The organism is Leifsonia sp. 1010 (assembly GCF_031455295.1).
Lineage (GTDB): Bacteria > Actinomycetota > Actinomycetes > Actinomycetales > Microbacteriaceae > Leifsonia.
In genome coordinates, this window is sequence record NZ_JAVDSL010000006.1 from 42,533 (window position 1) to 62,329 (window position 19,797).

The following is a 19,797-nucleotide window of genomic DNA, read 5'->3' on the forward strand; positions in this document are numbered from 1 at the left end:
GACCCGCGCCGATCACGGCGCCCCGAACCCGGCGGCGGCGAGCACCGCGCGCCCCGCGGGCCCGGTCACGTATGCGACGAACGCCTTCCCACCCGCGGCGTTCGGCGCCTGGGCCACGACGGAGATCGGGTACACGTTGACGGTCTTCGCCGCCTCTGGAAACGGCACGGACTCGACAGCCGAGCCGGCACCCTTCACGTCGGTGGCGTAGACGATCCCGGCGTCCGCCTCGCCCGATGTCACCTTGCCGAGGACGTCGGTCACCGACGACTCCTGGCTCACCGGCTTCAGGGTCACTCCGGCCGACTTCTCCACCTTCTCGGTGGCGGCCCCGCACGGCACCTGCGGTGCACACACGACCGTCTTGACGGACGGGGAGGCCAGGTCGGCGAGCCCGGTGACGTGCGCCGGGTTGCCGGGTGGCACCGCGATGGCGAGCACGTTCGTCGCGAAGTCGACGGGCGAGCCGCTAATGACCTTCGCATCCACCGCCTTCGTCATGTTCGTCTCATCGGCCGACGCGAACACGTCCGCCGGGGCTCCGGCGGTCAGCTGCGAGACCAGATCAGAGGAGCCGGCGAACGAGAACGTGACCTTGGCACCGGGATGCGCGGCTTCGAACCGCGTGCCGAGCTCGGTGAACGTCTTGGTGAGCGAGGCGGCGGCGACCACCGTGATCGTGCCGCTGACCCGGTCTGAGGAGCGCGGAGCCGACGGCGTGGATGCGGCCGGGCTGCTGCATCCGGCGAGGGCCAGGGAGCACAGCGCACCAGCCGCGACCGCCGCGGTCGCGAGCCTGCCGAGACGACGGGGGCGCGCGCTCATCGGGCCACCGCCGGAGCCTCGACGATGACGTTGGTCGCTTTCACGACGGCGACGGCGACCGACCCGAGTTCGAGGCCCAGTTCGCGCACGGCCTCGCTGCTGATCAGCGACACCACGCGATGCGGGCCGCACTGCAGCTCCACCTGCGCCATCACCCGGTCCATGACGATGTCGGTGACCAGCCCGACGAAACGGTTGCGCGCCGAGCCCGCGACGCCGGAGGGGTCGCCGGGCAGCACGGCGTTCTGCTTGGCGAGCTGCGCCAGCTCCAGTCCGTCCACGACCGTGCGACCGGCCTCGTCGCGGGAGCTGCCCAGCACGCCGCCGTCGATCCAGCGGCGAACCGTGTCGTCGCTCACTCCGAGATAGAGCGCGGCGTCTTTGATCCGAATCTGCGGCATGTATGCCATCTTACGACCGCAGATGCGGAAAAGTGTCTAGAGGCCCACCCACTCCGAGTCGCCGTCGGTGAAGTGCTGCCTCTTCCAGATCGGCACCCGCGCCTTGATGATCTCGACCAGCTCGGCGCAGGCGGCGAACGCCTCGGCGCGATGCGGGGCGGCGACCGCGGCGATCAGCGCGAGGTCGCCGATGGTGAGCGAGCCGACGCGGTGCTGCGCTGCCACCCGCAGCCCGGTGGTCCGCGCGACCTCCTCGCAGCACTCCCGGAGGAACGCCTCCGCCTCGGGATGCGCACGGTAGTCGAGCGACACGACGCCCTTTCCGCTATCGTGGTCGCGCACGATGCCCTGGAAGGACACCACGGCCCCTGCGTCCGTGCGCCAGACGAACTCGTCGACGGTCGAGGGCTCCAGCGGGTCACCCGTGACGGTGGCCAGGATGTCGCTCATGCGTGGTCTCCTCCCCGCAGCTGGTCGAGCAGGTGCGGGAGCAGGTCGTCCAGCACCGCGAGTCCGTCGGCGACGCCGCCGCGCGAGCCGGGCAGGTTGACGACGAGCGTCGACCCCGCCACACCGACCAGCCCGCGACTGAGCGCGGCGAGAGGTGTGGCGGATGCGCCGCGCGCACGCAGGGCCTCGGCGACGCCCGGAAGCTGCCGGTCGAGCACGGCGGCAGTCGCCTCCGGTGTGCGGTCGGTGGGCGAGACGCCGGTTCCGCCCGTCGTGATGAGCACGCGGGGACCCTCGGCGGCCGCCTGGCGCAGGGCCGCATCCACGTCGGCGTCGGCGACCACGCGCACGTCGGCCGGGAGGCGACGCTCCGCCAGCCAATCGGCGATCACCGGGCCTGTGGTGTCGTCGTAGACGCCGGTCGCAGCCCGGGTGGAGACGACGAGCACGATCGCGGGCACGGCACCGGCCGGGGCTATGGATGCGCACTCAGCCGGCGCATCCACCTCCTCGCCGTCGCGCCGCCACTCGCCGCGCTTTCCGCCGCTCTTCGCGACCAGGCGGATATCGGTGAGGCTGGCGGACGGATCCACCGCCTTCACCATGTCGTGCAGGGTGAGGCCGGCGACCGCGACCGCTGTGAGCGCCTCCATCTCGACGCCCGTGCGGCCGTGCGTCCGGGCGACCACCTCGATGTCGATCGCGCCCGCCTCGGGGTCGAGTTCGAAGTCGACGCGCACACTGTTCAGCGGCAGCGGATGGCAGAGCGGGATGAGCTCGCTCGTGCGCTTCGCGCCGCCGATGCCCGCGATGCGCGCGGTGGCCAGCACATCCGCCTTGGGCAGGTCGTCGGCGGCGACCAGGCGGATCACCTCGGGGGTGGTCACGAACCGGCCGCGCGCGACCGCCTCGCGGTCCGTCGCGGGCTTGCCGCCGACGTCGACCATGCGGGCGCGGCCGTCGGAATCGAGGTGGGTGAGCTGCGTCATAGTGTCCAGACTGTCACGGCGGCGCCCGCGTCGATCGCCTCGGCCTCGGCGGGCACGTCGATGAGGACGTCGGCGCGGGCCATCCCGGCGACGAGGTGCGACGACGGGCCGGAGACGGGGGACACGGCTCCCGACCCGTCGAGACTGCCGCGGAGGAACTGGCGCTTGCCTGGAACGGACCGCAGGCCCTCGCTCAGCGCCGCCTCGACCGGGGGCACGCCCGGAAGACCGGCTGCCGCACGCAGCGGGTCGCGGAGGAACACGACGAACGACACCTGGGTGCTGACCGGGTTGCCAGGGAAGGCGAACACCGGCACGCCGCCGACCACGGCGGTCGCCTGCGGACCGCCCGGTTGCATGGCGACGGTCGTCACGTCGGCGCCATGGGGGAGGAGCACCTCGCGGACGACCTCGTAGGCCCCGCGGGAGATGCCGCCCGAGGTGATGACGAGATCGCTTTTGTGCAGCGCATCCTCGAGGATGCCCTCGAACGCCGCGGGGTCGTCGTCGCTGCTCGCGCGCACCGATACGATCGCTCCCGCCTCCTCGACGAGCGCGGCGAGGGCGATGCCGTTCGCGTCGTAGACCTGGCCGAAGGCGGGCGTGCCGGATCCGACGAGTTCTGTTCCCGTCGTCAGCACGGCCACGCGGAGGCGAGCCCGCACGCGGACGCTGGCGATCCCGGCGGCGGCGAGGGCCGCGAGGTGCCGGGGGCCGAGCCGGGTGCCGGCCGGGAGGAGCACATCCCCCCGGTGGACGTCGCTGCCGCGCTCGCGCACGTACTCGCCGACGCTGCGCGACCGGCGGATCTCGACGATCGCTCCGGCCAGGTCGTCGTCGCGCCCGAGGACGAGCTCGGTGTCCTCCACGGGCACGATCGTGTCGGCGCCCGACGGCACGGGGGCGCCGGTCATGATGCGCAGAGCGGTGCCCGCGATCAGGGTCATGGGGCTGGTGTGCCCGGCCGGGATGTCGCCGGACACCTCCAGCGCGACCGGCACCGAGCGGATGTCGGCCGCGCGCACCGCGTAGCCGTCCATCTGGGAGTTGCGGAAAAGCGGGAGGTCGACCTCCGATCGCACCTCGTCGGCGGTCACCCGGCCGAGTGCCGCCTCCAGCGGGACGGTCTCGGTGTCGGGCTCCTCGGAGAGCGGTGCGAGCATCCGCGCGATCAGGCCGGCGTGCTCTTCGACGCTGCGGGGGTTCGCGGAGGGATCGCGTGTCATGCGTTCAGTATCCCGCGTCCGCCCGTCTCGCGGCGTGCCGCTTCGCGGCGCACCGGCCCCGACCAGTGCCTCCCGTCGGAGATCCCGCCCCTCCCGTCGGACATCCCGCCCCTCCCGTCGGAGATCCCGCCCCTCCGCCGGCGCATCTCCATCCCCACCGCCTCCCGTCGGAGATTCGGGCCCATTTGTCCGACCGAATGTGGTGCGCCTCCGAGGCGCGCCATCGTGCTGATCGCGCCACCCGTGCGCCGTCGCGACATTTGCGCCAAATGTCGGTTTAGGGGAGCTCTTTCCGCACATTTGCGCCAAATGTCGGTTTAGGGGAGCTCTTTCCGCACATTTGCGCCAAATGTCGGTTTAGGGGCGTTCTTTCCGCACGATTGCGCCAAATGTCGCTTTACGCGTGCTCTTTCCGCACATTTGCGCCAAATGTCGCGTTACGCGTGCTGTTTCCGCACATTTGCGCCAAATGTCGCTTTAGGCGTGCTGCTTCCGCACACTTGCGCCAAATGTCGCTTCACGCGCGCTATCGCGACATTCGCGCCGAATGTGCGGTCACGCGCTCGCTTTCCGCACATTCGGCACGAATCGCGCCGTCAGTAGCGCGGCATCCCGGGGTCGACGTCTCGTGCCCAGGCGTCGAGGCCGCCCGCGAGCACCAGGCCGGGCCTCCCGGCGTCGGCGAGCAGCCGCCGAGCGGTCTCGGCCCGGATGCCGTGGTGGCAGACGATCACGAGTGGCGCGTCCGGCAGCCGCTCGGCCACCCCCGCCGCGTCCCGCTCGACCACACCGAGCGGCACCAGCAGCGAGTCGGGCAGCTCGACGATGTCGGCCTCCCACGGCTCCCGCACGTCCAGCAGCGTATGCGGCTCACCCGCCACGAGCCGCGCGTGCAGCTCGGCGGGCGACATGGTGTCGGACACCCCGCAGAACAGGTCGTAGTCGATCAGCTCCGTAACCGGGGCCGCCTCCGGATCGCGCTCGTAGGCCAGCTCGCGGAACGTCCCGCGCAGCCCGTCGTGGATGACGACCCGGCCGAGCAGCGGATCGCCCGTCCCGGTCACCAGCTTGATCGCCTCGCTCACCATCAGCCCGCCGATCACGCCGCACACGGAGGGCAGCGCGCCCGCCTCGGCGCAGCTCGCCACGGTGCCGGGCGCGGGCGGCACCGGGAACAGGTCGCGGTATGTCGGCCCGTGCGCGGCCCAGCTGAGCCCCGCCTGGCCACCGGTCTGGTGCACGGCTCCCCACACGACGGGGATGCCCGCGAGGGTCGCCGCGTCATCCACCAGATACCGGGTCGGGAAGTTGTCGCTGCCGTCGAGCACCAGGTCGAACCCGGCGAGGATGCCCGGCGCGTTCTGCGATGTCAGCCGCTCGGCGTAGAGGCGCAGCTCGACCTCGTCGTCCAGCGCCCGCACGGCGTCCGCGGCGGATTCCACCTTGGCGCGCCCGACAGCGGCGGGCGTGTGGATGGCCTGCCGCGGCAGGTTGCTCGGCTCCACCCGGTCGTCGTCGACGATCCCGATCGTTCCGACCCCGGCCGACGCGAGCAGCGGGAGCACCGCCGAGCCCAGGCCGCCGGCGCCGACGACGAGCACCCGTGCTGCCCGCAGCCGGCGCTGGGCGACCGGACCGAAGCCGGGCAGCTGCGTCGTGCGGGCGTAGCGGGCCGTCCGCTCGGCGGACAGTTCGGGACCGGGTTCGACCAGAGGCGGGAGAGCCATACGCTCAGCCAATCACATCCACGGACACTCTCGTCCCGCCCGTCAGACCACGGTGACCCGCACCGAGTGCAGGCCGGTCGCGCCGTCGGGCACGACGTCCTGCACCGCGGCCGTCTGCACCTTCCCCTTCGCGTCCGTCGCGCGGACCCGCAGCGTATGCGCGCCTGGCGTCGCCTCCCAGGCGAACCGCCACTGCCGCCAGGTGTCGGCCGAGATGGCATCGGCGAGGGTCGCCTGCTGCCAGGGCCCGTCATCCACCTTCACCTGCACCGCGCTGACGCCGATGTGCTGCGACCACGCCACGCCGGCCACCGCGACCGTGCCGGCCTTCACCTGCCGACCGGAGGCGGGCACGTCGATCCGCGACGACAGCTTCACCGGCCCGCGTTCCGACCAGCCGCGATCGGTCCAGTACGCGGTGTGCCGGTCGAAACGCGTGACCTCCATCGACACCACCCACTTGGTCGCCGACACGTAGCCGTAGAGGCCCGGCACCACCATCCGGACGGGATAGCCGTGCTCGAGCGGCAGCGGCTGGCCGTTCATCCCCACGGCGAGGATGGCGTTGCGCTCATCGGTCAGTGTCTCGATCGGGGTGCTCGCCGTCCACCCGTCCTGGCTTTTGGACAGCACCATGTCGGCGTCGGCGGACGGCTTGGCGCGCGCGAGCAGGTGACGGATCGGGTAGCCGAGCCAGGTCGCGTTGCCGATCAGGTCGCCGCCGACCTCGTTGGAGACGCAGGTGAGTGTCGTCGTGGACTCCTCCAGGGGCAGCGCCAGCAGCTGGGCGAAGGTCAGCTCGACCTCGTTCTCGACCATGCCGGTGATCCGCAGTTTCCAGTCGTTCGGGTCGATCCCCGGGATCTGCAGCGCCGTGTCGATGCGGTAGAAGTCGGCGTTCGGCGTGACGATCGGCGACAGCCCCGGGATGTCGAACGACGCTCCGGCCGGGATGGGCGGGGCCGTCTCCGCCGGTTTCGGCAGCCGGATCGCCGCGCGGGTGGCGGAGGCCGCCCGGAAGCCGCCGGCCACCACCTGGCCGACGATCAGGGCGAGCGCCCCTCCGGCTGCGGTCGCCGCGGTCGAGCCGACGAACCGGCGGCGCGAGACCCGGCCGTTCGGGGCGACCCGCGTCGGCTCGGTGTCGCGCAGCATCCGCATGAGCCAGCCGAGAACCAGGATGGCGACCCCGGCCGCGAGCACCGACGGCAGCGCATCCACGATGCTGTTCCCCGAGCGGGTGAGCGCGGCCAGCACGCCGACCGCTCCGCCGAGGCCGATGAGGATGCGACCGAGCGGCGGCCGCACCCGCTCCAGCCAGCCCGCGATCCCTGCGCCGACAACCACGACGACGGCCAGCGAGACGATGAGGAACGCCTTGTCGCCGGTGCCGAACAGGCCGATGACGGCCTCCTTCAGCCACGGCGGCGCGAGGTCGATGAGCAGCGCGCCGACCGTGAGGATCGGGCTGCCGTTCTGCACGACGAACGCGCTCACCAGCTCGGCCGCACCGACGCCCGCGACAACGCTCGCGACGCCGGCCCCGGCCGGCCGCCAGAAGTCGGACATGGGGCAAACCTATGACCGTCGCCTGGGCGCGCGCCACGAGCGGGTCCGCCGCGCCACGCGCGGCCGCCGCGACGTGGGAGGCTGGGGGCATCATGTCCGATGCCTCGCCGTCCTCCGCCGCGCCCCAGAGCCCCCGGCGACTCCGCCTCGAGGACATCCCCGGCTGGGCCGGCCCCGGCTCGGTCACCGAGGACGCCGTGTACGACACGTTCGTCGCCTGGGTGGAGGAGGGCGGCATCCGGCTGTACCCGGCCCAAGACGAGTCGGTGATCGAGGTCGTCGGCGGCGCCAATCTCATCCTGAGCACACCCACAGGCACCGGCAAGTCGCTGGTGGCGGTCGGCGCCCACTTCGCCGCGCTCGCCCGCGGAGAACGCACGTATTACACCGCGCCGATCAAGGCGCTGGTCTCGGAGAAGTTCTTCGCGCTCGCCGACATCTTCGGGGCCGAGAACGTCGGCATGACGACCGGCGACTCGGCGGTGAACCCGGATGCGCCGATCATGTGCGCGACGGCGGAGATCCTGGCGAACCTGGCCCTCCGCCACGGGGACGAGACGCCCGTCGGGCAGGTCGTCATGGACGAGTTCCACTTCTACTCCGACCCCGACCGCGGCTGGGCCTGGCAGGTTCCACTGCTGACCCTCCCGCACACCCAGTTCGTGCTGATGTCGGCGACCCTCGGCGATGTGACCGCCCTCGCGGAGGACCTGGAGCGCCGCACAGGGCGGACCACCGCGACCGTGACGGGGGTCGAGCGGCCTGTTCCTCTGCACTACTACTACGAGGTCACGCCCGTCCATGAGACGATCGAAGACCTGCTGAGCACCGGTCAGGCGCCCGTCTACGTCGTGCACTTCTCGCAGCTGGCGGCGCTCGAGCGGGCGCAGTCCCTCTCCAGCGCCAAGATCGCCACCCGGGAGCAGCGGGATGCGATCGCCGAGCTGATCGGGGGGTTCCGCTTCACGACGAGCTTCGGCAAGACGCTGTCCCGTCTGCTGCGGCAGGGCATCGGCGTGCACCACGCGGGGATGCTGCCCAAGTACCGCCGGCTCGTCGAGCAGCTCGCCCAGCGCGGGATGCTGCGCGTCATCTGCGGCACGGACACCCTCGGCGTCGGCATCAACGTGCCCATCCGGACTGTGCTCCTCACGGCGCTCACCAAGTTCGACGGCACACGGATGCGGCAGCTGAACGCCCGCGAGTTCCACCAGATCGCCGGGCGCGCGGGACGGGCGGGATACGACACCGCCGGCACCGTCGTCGCCCAGGCGCCCGAGCACGAGTCCGAGAACCTGAAGGCGCTGGAGAAAGCCGGGGACGACCCGAAGAAGCGCCGCAAGATCGTCCGCAAGAAGGCTCCGGAGGGCTTCGTCTCGTGGGGCGAGCCGTCGTTCCGGCGTCTGATCGAGGCGGAGCCGGAGACGCTCACGTCGTCCATGCAGATCACCAGCGCCATGCTCATCAACGTGATCGGCCGCGGCGGCGACGTCTACGGGCACGTGCGCGCGCTCGTCTTCGACAACCACGAGCCGTGGAAGCGCCAGCTCGCCCTCGCCCGGCGCGCGATCGAGCTGTACCGCTCGCTGCTGACCGCCGGCGTGGTCGAGTCGGTCCGCACGGGTGAGGGCGTCGAGATCCGGCTCACGGTCGACCTGCAGCCCAACTTCGCCCTCAACCAGCCGCTCTCGCCGTTCGCGCTCGCCGCCTTCGAACTCTTCGACCGGGAGTCGCCGTCGTACGCGCTCGACATCGTCTCGGTCGTGGAGGCGACGCTCGACGACCCGCGGCCGGTGCTCTCCGCCCAGCAGTTCCAGGCGCGCGGCGAGGCCGTCGCCGCGATGAAGGCCGACGGCGTGGAGTACGAGGAGCGCATGGAGGCGCTCGAGGAGGTGACGCATCCCAAGCCCCACGACGTGCTACTGCACGAGGCGTTCGCCACCTACGCGTCCAGCCAGCCGTGGGTGGCCGACTTCGCGCTCAGCCCGAAGTCGGTCGTGCGCGACCTCTACGAGCGGGCGATGACGTTCGGCGAGTTCATCGCGTTCTACAAGCTGGCGAGGTCGGAGGGCGTGGTGCTCCGCTACCTCTCCGACGCCTACCGCGCGCTCAACCAGACGGTCCCGCTGGAGGCGCGCACGGAGGACCTGCGCGACATCATCGAGTGGCTGGGCGAGCTGGTGCGCCAGGTCGACTCCAGCCTCCTCGACGAGTGGGAGGAACTGGTGCACCCGGATGCCGCCAAGCACGCCGCCGAGTCCACGGAGCTGGCCCCTCCCGCACCGCGGAACGTCACCACCAACCGGCGCGCCTTCTTCGTGCTGGTGCGCAACGAGCTGTTCCGCCGGGTCCAGCTCGCCGCCCTCGACCGCGTCCACGATCTCGGCGCGCTGGAGGCCGAAGCGGCCGCGCTCGCCGGGGGAGCCGCGCCCTTCACGGAAGCGCAATGGGATGCGGCTCTGGAGGGCTACTACGCCGAGCACGACGAGATCCTCACCGACGCCTCCGCGCGCTCGGCGCAGCTGATCCTCGTGGACGAGAAGCCCGACGGAGCAGAGGGGATCTGGCGGGTGCGCCAGATCATCGCCGACCCCGAGGGCGACCACGACTGGGGCATCACCGCGGACGTCCTCCTCGACGACTCCGCACGCGAGGGCGTCGCGGTGATCCGGGTCACGGGGGTCGGCCGGCTCTAGCCCCGCGAACGGGGTCGCGGCGGGTTTGACCTGACTGAGGCGTCGTGTGAGTATCGTCACGGTGTCGTAACGCGCCAGGTCCCTTGCATGAACCTCCGATGAATGTTTGCGTCGGGGGAGGCATCCCACACGAGAAAGAGAACGGTGGACCTCACCCTCATCGTCGTGCTGGTCATCGCGCTGGCGCTCTTCTTCGACTTCACGAACGGCTTCCACGACACGGCCAACGCGATGGCGACCCCCATCGCGACAGGCGCCATGCGGCCGAAGGTCGCCGTGGCCCTCGCCGCCGTGCTCAACCTCATCGGAGCCTTCCTCTCCACGGAGGTCGCCAAGACCATCTCCGGCGGCATCATCAAGGAGGGTGACGGCGGCGTGCAGATCACGCCGGTGCTCATCTTCGCCGGACTCGTCGGCGCGATCGTCTGGAACATGATCACCTGGCTGTACGGCCTGCCGTCGTCATCCAGCCACGCGCTGTTCGGTGGCCTCATCGGGGCCGCGATCGTCGGCGCCGGCCTCCAATCGGTCGACTTCGTCGTGGTGCTCGACAAGGTCATCCTCCCGGCCATCATCGCCCCGTTCACGGCGGGTGTCGTCGCCTGGAGCGCGACCAAGCTGGCGTATTGGATCACCCGGCGCTACGACGGTCGCCCCGACGGTCGCGGCGGCTTCCGGTACGGGCAGATCTTCTCGTCCTCGCTCGTCGCCCTCTCGCACGGCACCAACGACGCCCAGAAGACCATGGGCGTCATCACCCTGACGCTCATCTCTGCGGGCTTCCAGGAGGCTGGTTCCGGGCCGGAGGGCTGGGTCGTCATCGCGTGTGCGCTCGCCATCGCGATCGGCACGTACTCGGGTGGCTGGCGCATCATCCGCACCCTCGGCCGCGGTCTCACCGAGGTGAAGCCGGCGCAGGGATTCGCGGCGGAGACGAGCACGGCGGCCACCATCCTCGCGTCCAGCCACCTCGGTTTCGCCCTGTCGACCACGCAGGTCGCCTCGGGCTCGGTGATCGGCTCCGGCCTCGGCCGGCGCGGGTCGTCCGTGCGCTGGGGCACCGCGGGCCGGATCGCCATCGGCTGGCTGCTGACGCTGCCGTCGGCCGCCATCGTCGGTGCCGTGGCCGGGTTGCTGGCCAACCTCGGACCGATCGGCGTCGTGATCGACACCGTGGTCGGCACCGCGGTGGTCGTCTACATCTTCTGGCGCGCGCGTCGCAACCGCGTCAGCAGCGAGAACGCGGTCAAGCCGCTGCCGGTTCAGGGCAGGAGCGAGGTCGCGGCGTCCGGCAAGGTCGTCAAGATCGAGAAGGTGAAGCCACTCAAGAAGGAGCGGCGCAGGAGGGAGTCCGCATGATCGACTGGGCGTCCTTTCTCGTCGTCTTCGGCGCAGCGCTGCTCGGCTCCTGCGTCGTCGTAGCCCTCTACGCGCTCGGGACGCGCCTGCTGGCCGCGGCCGGCCGCGCGCTGTTCGTCGAACCGGTGGAGTTCACCGACGCGATCACCGTCCTGACTCCGGAGCGTGCGGCGAAGCTGCAGCGCAAGGCCGAGAAGGCGCAGCGGAAGAACCCGCTGAGCACGGGGCAGAAGCGGCTCGCGCTGACGGGCGCGTACGCGTGCTTCACCGGTTGCGCGCTGGCCGTTCTGTACGGGCTGTACCTGATCATCCCGTTCTTCCACCAGTAACGGCGGTCAGCCCTTCTGGCTGAGGATCAGCCCTTCCAGGTGAGGGTCATGTGTCCGTGCGGCTCCGACGTGATGGCCTCTTTCACTCCGGTCAGCTCCGGGGTGACGTCGAGGAGGTCGTACGTCTGCTCCACGTGGCCGAGGGGCGCGACGTTGCCGTATCCGACGTCCTGGAGGGTGAACGTGGTGCTCGGGGTTCCGAGCCGGACGGAGATCTCGACGAGCGTGTCGGACTTCCGCACAGCGGTGTAGGTGTTGCCGTCCTTCGTGACGGTGGCGATGCCGGCGGCATCCCAGTTCAGTGCGACGCCGCGGAGGCTGTCGCAGCGGCGTGCTCCGCTGATCGAGACGATGCTGTCCGTGTACGTGAAGGCGATGATCGGGACCGCCGCGCGATAGGTGTAGCCGTTCCAGTAGATCTTGCCGGGGGCGACGGTCGTGTTCTTGAACAGGTCGACGGTCTGGCCTCCGGAGAAGGCGACCGTCGTCCTGTGGTCGCCCCAGGTCACGGTGTTGTTGCCCTTCGGCGCCCGGGGCTGCGCGTCCTTCCGGCCCGTCAACTCGGACGTCACGTCGACGAACTCGACGCTCCGCTTGGCCCGACCCGTCGGCGCGCTGTTCGTGTAGCCCATCCCAGGCACGACGAGGGTGGTGGATGGTGCTTTGAGCGTCATCCGGACCTCGACCAGGGTGTCGCTCTTCCTCGTCAGCGTGACGGCGTTCCCCAGCCAGTTCACGGTCGCCGAGCCGCTCGCGGTCCAGGTGACCGGCTGGCCGTCGAACAGGTCGACGCGACGGACGCCGTCCACCTCGGCGAGCCGGTCCAGGTACGTGAACGCGGTGACCGGGAAGGCGGTCCGGTATCCGTAGCGGGCGAAGAACTGCTCGCCAGGCGCTCGCCGGTCGACGCGGTTGATGTCGGTCGTCTCGCCCCCGGAGAAGGTCGCGCCGAGAGTGTAGTCACCCCAGGTGAGCTGCACGTGCCCGTGCGGTTCGGTCGTCACCTCCTCCTTGACCCCGGTGAGCTGGGGGGTGATGTCGAGCAGATCGAATCTCTGGTGCACACGACCCGCTGAGGCGGAGCTGGCATAGCCGAGGTTCCGGACCACGAATGTCGTGCTGGGGGTCCCCAGCTGCACGGCCACCTCGACCAGCGTGCTGGACTTCTTCGTCGCCGTGTAGGTGTTTCCGCCGTCGGTGACCACCGCGGTTCCCGAGGTGTCCCAGCGCAGTGACGCACCGGGGAGGCTGTCGACGCGGCGCGCGCCGTCGATGCCGACGATCTGGTCGGTGTAGGTGAAGCCCGTGACGGGGGCGGCGGCGCGGTAGGTGAAGGGGCTCCAGATGACGGTCCCAGGATTCAGGGTCCTGCTCTGGGTCAGGTCGAAGGTCTCTCCGCCCACGAAGGCGACCTTCGTAGGGCCGGGGGAGTAGACCAGCGTGATGTCCGTGGTCGTCCCGGTGGTGAAGGTGGTCTCCGGCGCGGCCTTCGTCGCCTTCGGGGCGACGCTCCGATAGCCGTCGATCACCGGAGCCGTGACGGTCAGTGGGTCGCCTCCCACGCCGAAGGTGTCGACGTCGGGAGCGATGGGCCGGCCTCCCTCGTCCTGGAAATGCACGGTGGCCATCGCGGGCCGGTGCAGGAACCGCGGGCTGACCGACCACATCTTCGGGAAGGCTCCCATGGAGATGCCGTCCGCGTTCACGTTGCCGCTGAGGTAGTCGAGGTAGAAGGCGGCCCACTCGTTCCTCGGGTCGACGGCGTATCCGTACGCCGACGCGTTGTGCAGGTCGGGAAAGGGGAAGCCCTTCCGGCTGAAGCTCAGCTGGTGCCCGAGTTCGTGCAGGGCGTAGTTCGTGCTCTGCTCGATGTCGTTCGTCGGAGCGACATCCGTGGGAGCCCCGGTTCGCGGGCGGATCGTGAAGTACTCGAATCCGGCTCCCCTGGTCGTGGTGTCGTTGTAGTACGCGGGCATGGTGACCCCGCCGTTTCCGCCTTTGGACATCAGCATGATCGAGTCGTACTCGGCCGGAGCGGACCATTCCGCGAAGCGGTCCGCGAACTCCCACTCGTGCAGGCGTCGATTTGAGTCCTTCCCGTCGTAGGGTTCGTCGATCCACTTCACGGTCGCGGTCGCCTGCACCCCGGCCCGGCTCGAGAGCAGGTACACGAACTGATCGACCACATACTGCGTGTACTTCTTCTCGTCGGCCGTGACGATGTGACGAGTGGGGTCGCCCGGGAAGGTGACGTCCGAGACCCCGACGAACAGGAACTTCCAGGTCGGCTTGGAAAGCGGTGCCGTGTAGTCCCGCGCGGCCCCCTGCTTCTTCGCCTGGTCGACCGCGCGGCTGACGATCTCCGACGGCGCCATCGGGGTGGAGGCGGCACTCGCGGGAGCAACGGTGCCCAACGGGACCGCGGTGGCCCCGAGGAGGATGCCGGCCGTGACGGCGGTCGCGACCGCGGCCTGCCTGAGGGATCGAGGAGATCGGGCCATGGTGCTCTCTGTTCGAAGGTGGAGCCGCGCCCGCGGCTTCCGGGCCGCCGGGTGTGGAGGCCTTCACCCTGCAAGACGTGCGTTATCCGCATTCGTGACGCGGGCACGCCGAAGGGCTGGAGGATCCGTCCGGATCCTCCAGCCCGTGTGGCCGATGGTCAGCCGACCTGGCCGGCGCCCCAGGTGAAGTTCAGATGACCCTTCGCCTCGGTCGTCTGAGCCTCCTTCGCACCCGTCTGCTGCGGCGTGACGTCGAGCAGGTCCGTGGTCTGCTTTAGCGTGCCGAACGCCGCCGTGTTGACGTACCCGGCGTCCCAGGCGATGAACGTCGTGCTCGGGGTTCCGAGCTTCACCGACACCTCGACCCGCGTGTCGGACTTCCGGACGACGGTGTACGTGTTGCCGTCCTTCGTCACGGTCGCGACGCCCGCGGCGTTCCAGGTCAGCGGGATGCCGGCGAAGGAGTCCGCCCGGCGCGCGTTCTGAGCGCTGTCGATCTGGTCCGAGTACGTGAACCCGGTGACCGGCGCGGACGCGCGGTACGTCCAGTTGCCGGAGTGCGCCGTGTTCACAGGCAGCACCTTGGTCTGCGTCAGATCGGTCGTCTCACCGCCGAGGAACGTCACCTTGGTCGCCCACGTCACGGTGGAGATCGCCTTGGGCGCGGTCTGAACATCCTTCGTGTTGTCGAAGCCGGAGATCACGCTCACGAGCTCGAGCGTGCGGGTGCCGCGGCCCGTCGGCGCGCTGTTGACGGAGTCCATTCCGGTGACGACGAAGGTGCTGGACGGGGTTGCGAGCGTGACCGAGATCTCGGCGAGGGTGTCGGATTTCTTCACCACCGTGACGGCACGGCCGGACCAGACGAAGGATGCGGTGCCCGCGGCGGTGAACGTGATGGGCTGGCCGCCGAAGGAGTCGAGGCGCTTGACCCCGTCGGACGCGGTGAGCCGGTCGGTGTACGTGTAGCCGCTGACCGGGATGCCCGTGCGGTAGACGAAGGACTCGTTGAACGTCTCTCCCTGGCCACGCGTGCTGGCGCGCGTGATGTCGTTCGTCTCGCCGCCGACGAAGATGGCCTTGACCCTGTAGGCGCCCCACGTGATGTTCGTGTGTCCGCGCGGCTCGGTGGTGAGCGGCTCCTTCAGGCCGGTCAGCTTCGGAGTGATGTCGAGCAGGTCGAACATCTGCTGAACCCGAGCCGTCGGTGCGACGTTTCCGTAGCCCGTGTTGTAGATGGTGAACGTCGTGCTGGGTGTCTTCAGCTCGACGGAGATCTCGACGAGGGTGTCGGACTTCTTGCGCAGGACGTATTGATTGCCGTCCTTCGTGACGCCGGCGACCCCGTTGGCTCCGAAGGTGACGGAGACGCCGGGAAGGCTGTCGACGCGTCGGGCGCCGTCGTTGCCGACGATCTGGTCGGTATAGGTGTAACCGGTCACGGGGGCTGCCGAGCGGTAGGTGTAGCCGTGGAAGTACACCCCGCCCGGCGTGGCCGCCTGGTTGTAGTTGAGGTCGACTTCCTGCCCGCCCACGAAGGCGACCTTCGTCGGGGTGGTCGAGTAGACCAGGGTGATCTCGGTGTTGGTGCCGGTGGTGAACTGTCCGTCGGCCGGGGCGCTGCCCGACTTCACGGACACGCTCTTGTAGCCGTTGACCATCGGTGCCTTGATCGAGTAGGCGTCCCCGCCGACACCGAAGGTGTTGATGTCCGGCGCGACGGTTCGGCCCGCCTCATCCTGCAGGTGCACCGTCGCCATCGCGGGACGGTGGAGAAAGCGCTGGCTGACCTGCCACATCTTCGGGTACATACCCTGGGGAGCGCCATTCACCTTCACCTTGCCGGTGAGGTAGTCGATGTAGAAGCCGTACCACTCGGTCCTGGGGTCGGCGACGTATCCGTATTCCGACGCGTTGTGCAGAGCGGGCATGGGGAATCCGACGCTGTTGAACTCCATCTGGTGCGCGAACTCATGCACGAGCTTGTTCGTGCTGTATTCGACCGTGGAGGTTGCGCCGGGGTACCCGGGCGCCCCCGTCGGAGTATTGATCGAAGCCCACGAGTATCCGGCGCCCTGTGACTCGGTGTCGCTGTAGTAGTACGCACGGGTGAACCCGCCCATCGCGTTCCCGCCTTGCAACACCATGATGGAGTCGTACTCGGCCGCCCCGGACCACTGCTTGAGAAGGTCGGCGATGTCCTTTCCGCGCACCATCCTGTCGGCGCTGGGATTGGTGAACGGCTGATCGTGCCATTTCAGCGTCGGCGTGACCTGCACCCCCACCCTGGTCTGCAGCGTGTCGACGAACTGATTCACCACTGTCTGCGTGTAGGTCCTGGCGTTCGCGTCGAGCGTCTGACGAGGAGCGCCATCGGGGTAGTTCACGTCGGTGAACGCGACGAACAGCACCTTCCAGTTCGGTTTGCTGATCGGCGCCGTGTAGTCGCGGGCGGCGCCCTGCTTCTTCGCCTGGTCGATTGCCCGGCTGATGATGTCGGCGGCCGCGACCGGGCTGGAGGTTGCGGCGCTCGCCGGCGCGGCGGCGCCGAGCGGGACCGCCGCGGCGCCGGCGAGGACGCCGGTGGTGATGACGGTCGCGAGCGCGGCGCGTCGGAGGGAACGATGGATTCGGGTCATGGTGCTCTCTGCTGGCGGAGGCGTCGCCCATCGGCGACGCAGGCGCACCTGAAGAGCGCGCCCACCCCTAGAGACGCGCGAATACCCGCATTGTGACGGAGGCGGACTCAGCCCGGCCGGAGCGTCAGTCCGTCCCGCGCAGCCGTGCGATCGACGCCATCACGTGATAGACGACGATCGCCGCGATGGCGCCCAGCGCGATCCCGTTGAAGGTCAGCTGGCCGAGGTTCAGCGTGAAGTCGCCGACACCGATGATGAGGGCCGTCGCCGCCGTGAACTGGTTGACCGGCTTGGAGAAGTCGACCTTGTTGTCGAGCCAGATCTTCACGCCGATGATGCCGATCAGGCCGTACAGCGCGGTGGTCACACCGCCGAGCACGCCCGCGGGGATGGTGTTGATGACGGCGCCGACCTTGGGGGAGAGCCCCAGCAGCACGGCGACGATTCCGGCGACCCAGTAGGCCGCGGTGGAGTAGACGCGCGTCGCCGCCATCACGCCGATGTTCTCGCCGTAGGTCGTCGTCCCCGAGCCGCCGAAGAAGCCGGCGATGGTGGTGGCGACGCCGTCCGCGAAGAGCGCCCGGCCGGTCAGCCGGTTGACCGAGGGGTCGGTGAGCTGCGCGACACCGCGGATGTGCCCGACGTTCTCGGCGATCAGTACGAGCACGACGGGGAGGAACGCGGGCAGGATGCCCCAGGTCGCCGCGGGGGAGACGAACGGGTTGGCGGGAAGGGTGAACTGCGGGAAGCCGATCCACGGGGCCTTGGCGACGGCGTCGAAGTTCACCTGGCCGACGATCACCGCGAACACGTACCCGACGGCGACGCCGAGGAAGATCGAGAGCCGGCCGAGCATCCCGCGGAAGAGGACGGTGCAGAGGATGACCGCCGCCAGCGTCACCAGGGCCGTGACGGGAGCCTGGACGAAGTTGTTCTTCGCTGCGGGAGCCAGGTTGAAACCGATCAGGGCGACGATCGCACCCGCCACCACCGGCGGCATGAGCCCGTCGATCCACCCGGTCCCGGTCGCGATGACGATCAGGCCGACGACGGCCAGCAGGACTCCGGTGACGACGATCCCGAACAGGGCGGACGGCATCCCGTCGGCTTTGGTCGCCGCCACGATCGGGACGATGAACGCGAACGACGAGCCCAGGTAGCTGGGCAGCCGGTTGCCGGTGATGACAAGGAAGAGCAGCGTCCCGACGCCCGAGAACAGCAGGGTCGTCGCGGGCGGGAAGCCGGTGAGCAGCGGCACCAGGAACGTCGCGCCGAACATGGCGACGACGTGCTGGGCGCCGAGGCCGATCGTGCGCGGCCAGGTCAGCCGTTCGCCGGGGAGCACGATCTCGTGCGCGCCCACCTTCTTGCCGTCACCGTGCAGCGTCCAGGGCAGTGCCATGCGTGTCCTTCAGAGGTCTCGAGTCGGAATAGGCTTGGTGCTGCGCATTCGCGCATACTCGACGAACCTGAGTCTTCGCCGGGCCACCGCCCACCGATCCTACGGGAGTTGACCATTTCCGCTTCGACCAGCGCGCCCACCACGGCCAAGGGGCGCTTCGACCGCTTCTTCGAGATCAGCGCCCGCGGCACGACGTGGGGCACGGAGGTGCGCGGCGGCGTCCTCACCTTCGTCACCATGGCGTACATCGTCATCCTGAACCCGCTCATCCTGGGCGGGACGAAGGATGTCGTGGGCCACACCCTGGGCACGACCCAGGTCGCCGCCGTCACGGCTTTGAGCGCTGGCGTGATGACCGTCCTGTTCGGCCTGATCGCGCGCCTGCCGTTCGCGTTCGCCGCCGGGCTCGGCATCAACTCGTTCCTCGCCGTCAACGTGGTCAAGATCCTCACCTGGCAGGAGGCGATGGGTCTCGTCGTCATCAACGGCGTGATCATCGTGCTGCTCTCGGCGACCGGGCTGCGGAAGCTCATCTTCAACGCCGTCCCGGCACCGCTGAAGACCGCGATCACGGTCGGCATCGGCCTCTTCATCGCGTTCATCGGTTTCGTCGACAGCGGGTTCGTCCGCACCACCACGCTCTCGTCGCCGCCCGTCCAGCTCGGTGAGGCCGGATCCATCGCGACTCTGCCGACCATCACCTTCCTCATCGCGCTCGTCATCATGGGCGTGCTGATGGCGCGCAAGGTGAAGGGCGCGCTGCTGGTCGGCATCGTCGCCGCGACGGTCGTCGCGATCATCGCGGAGGCCATCTGGCACGTCGGCCCGTCGATGGGCAAGAACCCGGCCGGCTGGAACCTGACGGTCCCGCAGCTGCCGACCTCGCTCGTCTCGCTGCCCGACCTGAGCCTCGTCGGCCAGGTGGATCTGTTCGGCGCGTTCGGCCGGATCGGCGCGCTCGCCGCGATCATGCTCATCTTCACGCTCGTGTTCACGAACTTCTTCGACGCCATGGGCTCGATGACCGGCCTGGCGCGCAGCGCGGGTCTGGCGAACGAGGACGGCACCTTCCCGCGCCTCCAGCCCGCGCTCATCGTGGAGGGTGTCGGCGCGATCGTCGGCGGCGGCACCTCGTCGTCGTCGAACACGGTGTTCGTCGAGTCGGCCTCCGGCATCGGCGAGGGAGCGAAGACCGGCTTCGCCAGCGTCATCACCGGCGCACTCTTCCTGCTCGCTATGTTCTTCACCCCGCTGACCCAGGTGGTGCCGCTCGAGGTGGCCGCCGCCGCGCTCGTCGTCGTGGGTGCCTTGATGGTGGTGCAGATCAAGCACATCGACTTCACCGAGTTCTCGGTGGTGCTCCCGGTGTTCCTGACGATCATCGTCATGCCGCTCACGTACTCGATCGCCAACGGGATCGGGGTCGGCTTCATCAGCTGGGTTCTCATCCGCTCGCTCGCCGGCAAGGCCCGCGAGATCAGCCCGCTGCTCTGGATCGTCGCCGCCGGCTTCCTCATCTACTTCGCGCGCGGTCCGATCGAGGGGCTGCTCGGGCAGGTCTGACCTCACCGATTCGTGGGGGGGGGGGGGTTTGGGGGCGCCCGATAGCGCAGAACGGGCGCAGAGTGGGGGGGGGTGAGGGGGGGTAGGGGGGGGTGGGGCAGAGAGCGGCCGGGGGGCGCGG

14 protein-coding genes are annotated in these 19,797 nt (G+C 69.7%); 4 read left to right on the forward strand and 10 right to left on the reverse strand.

Translation table 11 applies throughout. The annotated features are described in order from the left end of the window. Nucleotides 1-12: 12 nt before the first annotated feature. The 7 genes from modA to J2Y42_RS18370 form a co-directional block, all read right to left on the reverse strand. On the reverse strand, nt 13-825 hold the full coding sequence (gene modA / locus J2Y42_RS18340; RefSeq protein WP_309861571.1) for a molybdate ABC transporter substrate-binding protein: 813 nt from the start codon (nt 823-825) through the stop codon (nt 13-15). Beyond that, nucleotides 822-1,226, reverse strand: a complete 405-nt coding sequence (locus tag J2Y42_RS18345; RefSeq protein ID WP_309861574.1) for a TOBE domain-containing protein — start codon at nt 1,224-1,226, stop codon at nt 822-824. Before J2Y42_RS18345 ends, modA begins: the two co-directional genes overlap by 4 nt. Before the next feature lie 36 nt (nt 1,227-1,262). Continuing rightward, nucleotides 1,263-1,676, reverse strand: coding sequence for a molybdenum cofactor biosynthesis protein MoaE (locus J2Y42_RS18350; RefSeq protein WP_309861576.1), 414 nt, complete (start codon nt 1,674-1,676; stop codon nt 1,263-1,265). Beyond that, nucleotides 1,673-2,665, reverse strand: coding sequence for a bifunctional molybdenum cofactor biosynthesis protein MoaC/MoaB (moaCB, locus tag J2Y42_RS18355; protein ID WP_309861579.1), 993 nt, complete (start codon nt 2,663-2,665; stop codon nt 1,673-1,675). The genes J2Y42_RS18350 and moaCB overlap by 4 nt, the downstream gene beginning before the upstream one ends. Continuing rightward, on the reverse strand, nt 2,662-3,891 hold the full coding sequence (glp, locus tag J2Y42_RS18360) for a gephyrin-like molybdotransferase Glp (RefSeq protein WP_309861583.1): 1,230 nt from the start codon (nt 3,889-3,891) through the stop codon (nt 2,662-2,664). Before glp ends, moaCB begins: the two co-directional genes overlap by 4 nt. 596 nt (nt 3,892-4,487) lie before the next feature. Further along, nucleotides 4,488-5,618, reverse strand: a complete 1,131-nt coding sequence (locus tag J2Y42_RS18365; protein WP_309861585.1) for a ThiF family adenylyltransferase — start codon at nt 5,616-5,618, stop codon at nt 4,488-4,490. A 42-nt stretch (nt 5,619-5,660) separates the two neighbouring features. Next, complete coding sequence (locus J2Y42_RS18370; protein WP_309861588.1) at nt 5,661-7,187, reverse strand: molybdopterin-dependent oxidoreductase; 1,527 nt, start codon at nt 7,185-7,187, stop codon at nt 5,661-5,663. Between the two features lie 92 nt (nt 7,188-7,279). On the opposite strand from J2Y42_RS18370, the gene J2Y42_RS18375 reads away from it, so the two are divergent. The 3 genes from J2Y42_RS18375 to J2Y42_RS18385 all read left to right on the forward strand — a co-directional run bounded on the left by J2Y42_RS18375 (nt 7,280) and on the right by J2Y42_RS18385 (nt 11,571). Further along, complete coding sequence (locus J2Y42_RS18375; RefSeq protein ID WP_309861591.1) at nt 7,280-9,883, forward strand: DUF3516 domain-containing protein; 2,604 nt, start codon at nt 7,280-7,282, stop codon at nt 9,881-9,883. A gap of 144 nt (nt 9,884-10,027) precedes the next feature. Continuing rightward, nucleotides 10,028-11,242 (forward strand): anion permease, encoded by a 1,215-nt coding sequence (locus tag J2Y42_RS18380; RefSeq protein WP_309861594.1) that lies wholly within the window; start codon nt 10,028-10,030, stop codon nt 11,240-11,242. Then, a complete protein-coding gene (locus J2Y42_RS18385) occupies nt 11,239-11,571 on the forward strand; it encodes a peptidase (RefSeq protein ID WP_309861597.1) in 333 nt (110 codons plus the stop codon). The genes J2Y42_RS18380 and J2Y42_RS18385 overlap by 4 nt, the downstream gene beginning before the upstream one ends. Nucleotides 11,572-11,597: 26 nt before the next feature. On the opposite strand, the gene J2Y42_RS18390 is transcribed toward J2Y42_RS18385, so the two are convergent. The 3 genes from J2Y42_RS18390 to J2Y42_RS18400 form a co-directional block, all read right to left on the reverse strand. Beyond that, nucleotides 11,598-14,072: a MucBP domain-containing protein gene (locus tag J2Y42_RS18390; protein WP_309861600.1), complete on the reverse strand. Its 2,475-nt coding sequence runs from the start codon at nt 14,070-14,072 to the stop codon at nt 11,598-11,600. A gap of 158 nt (nt 14,073-14,230) precedes the next feature. Further along, nucleotides 14,231-16,711, reverse strand: a complete 2,481-nt coding sequence (locus tag J2Y42_RS18395) for a MucBP domain-containing protein (RefSeq protein ID WP_309861603.1) — start codon at nt 16,709-16,711, stop codon at nt 14,231-14,233. 124 nt (nt 16,712-16,835) lie between these two features. Beyond that, complete coding sequence (locus J2Y42_RS18400; RefSeq protein ID WP_018190427.1) at nt 16,836-18,113, reverse strand: uracil-xanthine permease family protein; 1,278 nt, start codon at nt 18,111-18,113, stop codon at nt 16,836-16,838. 108 nt (nt 18,114-18,221) lie between these two features. On the opposite strand from J2Y42_RS18400, the gene J2Y42_RS18405 reads away from it, so the two are divergent. Further along, the gene (locus J2Y42_RS18405; protein WP_309861607.1) at nt 18,222-19,676 is read left to right on the forward strand and encodes an NCS2 family permease; all 1,455 of its coding nucleotides are present in this window, start codon (nt 18,222-18,224) and stop codon (nt 19,674-19,676) included. The last annotated feature ends 121 nt before the right edge of the window (nt 19,677-19,797 follow it).

Bases quoted from the DNA above. Each gene is read 5' to 3' on its own strand.
- modA (WP_309861571.1), bottom strand. From the start codon at position 825: ATGAGCGCGCGCCCCCGTCGTCTCGGCAGGCTCGCGACCGCGGCGGTC.
- J2Y42_RS18345 (WP_309861574.1), bottom strand. From the start codon at position 1,226: ATGCCGCAGATTCGGATCAAAGACGCCGCGCTCTATCTCGGAGTGAGC.
- J2Y42_RS18350 (WP_309861576.1), bottom strand. From the start codon at position 1,676: ATGAGCGACATCCTGGCCACCGTCACGGGTGACCCGCTGGAGCCCTCG.
- moaCB (WP_309861579.1), bottom strand. From the start codon at position 2,665: ATGACGCAGCTCACCCACCTCGATTCCGACGGCCGCGCCCGCATGGTC.
- glp (WP_309861583.1), bottom strand. From the start codon at position 3,891: ATGACACGCGATCCCTCCGCGAACCCCCGCAGCGTCGAAGAGCACGCC.
- J2Y42_RS18365 (WP_309861585.1), bottom strand. From the start codon at position 5,618: ATGGCTCTCCCGCCTCTGGTCGAACCCGGTCCCGAACTGTCCGCCGAG.
- J2Y42_RS18370 (WP_309861588.1), bottom strand. From the start codon at position 7,187: ATGTCCGACTTCTGGCGGCCGGCCGGGGCCGGCGTCGCGAGCGTTGTC.
- J2Y42_RS18375 (WP_309861591.1), top strand. From the start codon at position 7,280: ATGTCCGATGCCTCGCCGTCCTCCGCCGCGCCCCAGAGCCCCCGGCGA.
- J2Y42_RS18385 (WP_309861597.1), top strand. From the start codon at position 11,239: ATGATCGACTGGGCGTCCTTTCTCGTCGTCTTCGGCGCAGCGCTGCTC.
- J2Y42_RS18390 (WP_309861600.1), bottom strand. From the start codon at position 14,072: ATGGCCCGATCTCCTCGATCCCTCAGGCAGGCCGCGGTCGCGACCGCC.
- J2Y42_RS18395 (WP_309861603.1), bottom strand. From the start codon at position 16,711: ATGACCCGAATCCATCGTTCCCTCCGACGCGCCGCGCTCGCGACCGTC.
- J2Y42_RS18400 (WP_018190427.1), bottom strand. From the start codon at position 18,113: ATGGCACTGCCCTGGACGCTGCACGGTGACGGCAAGAAGGTGGGCGCG.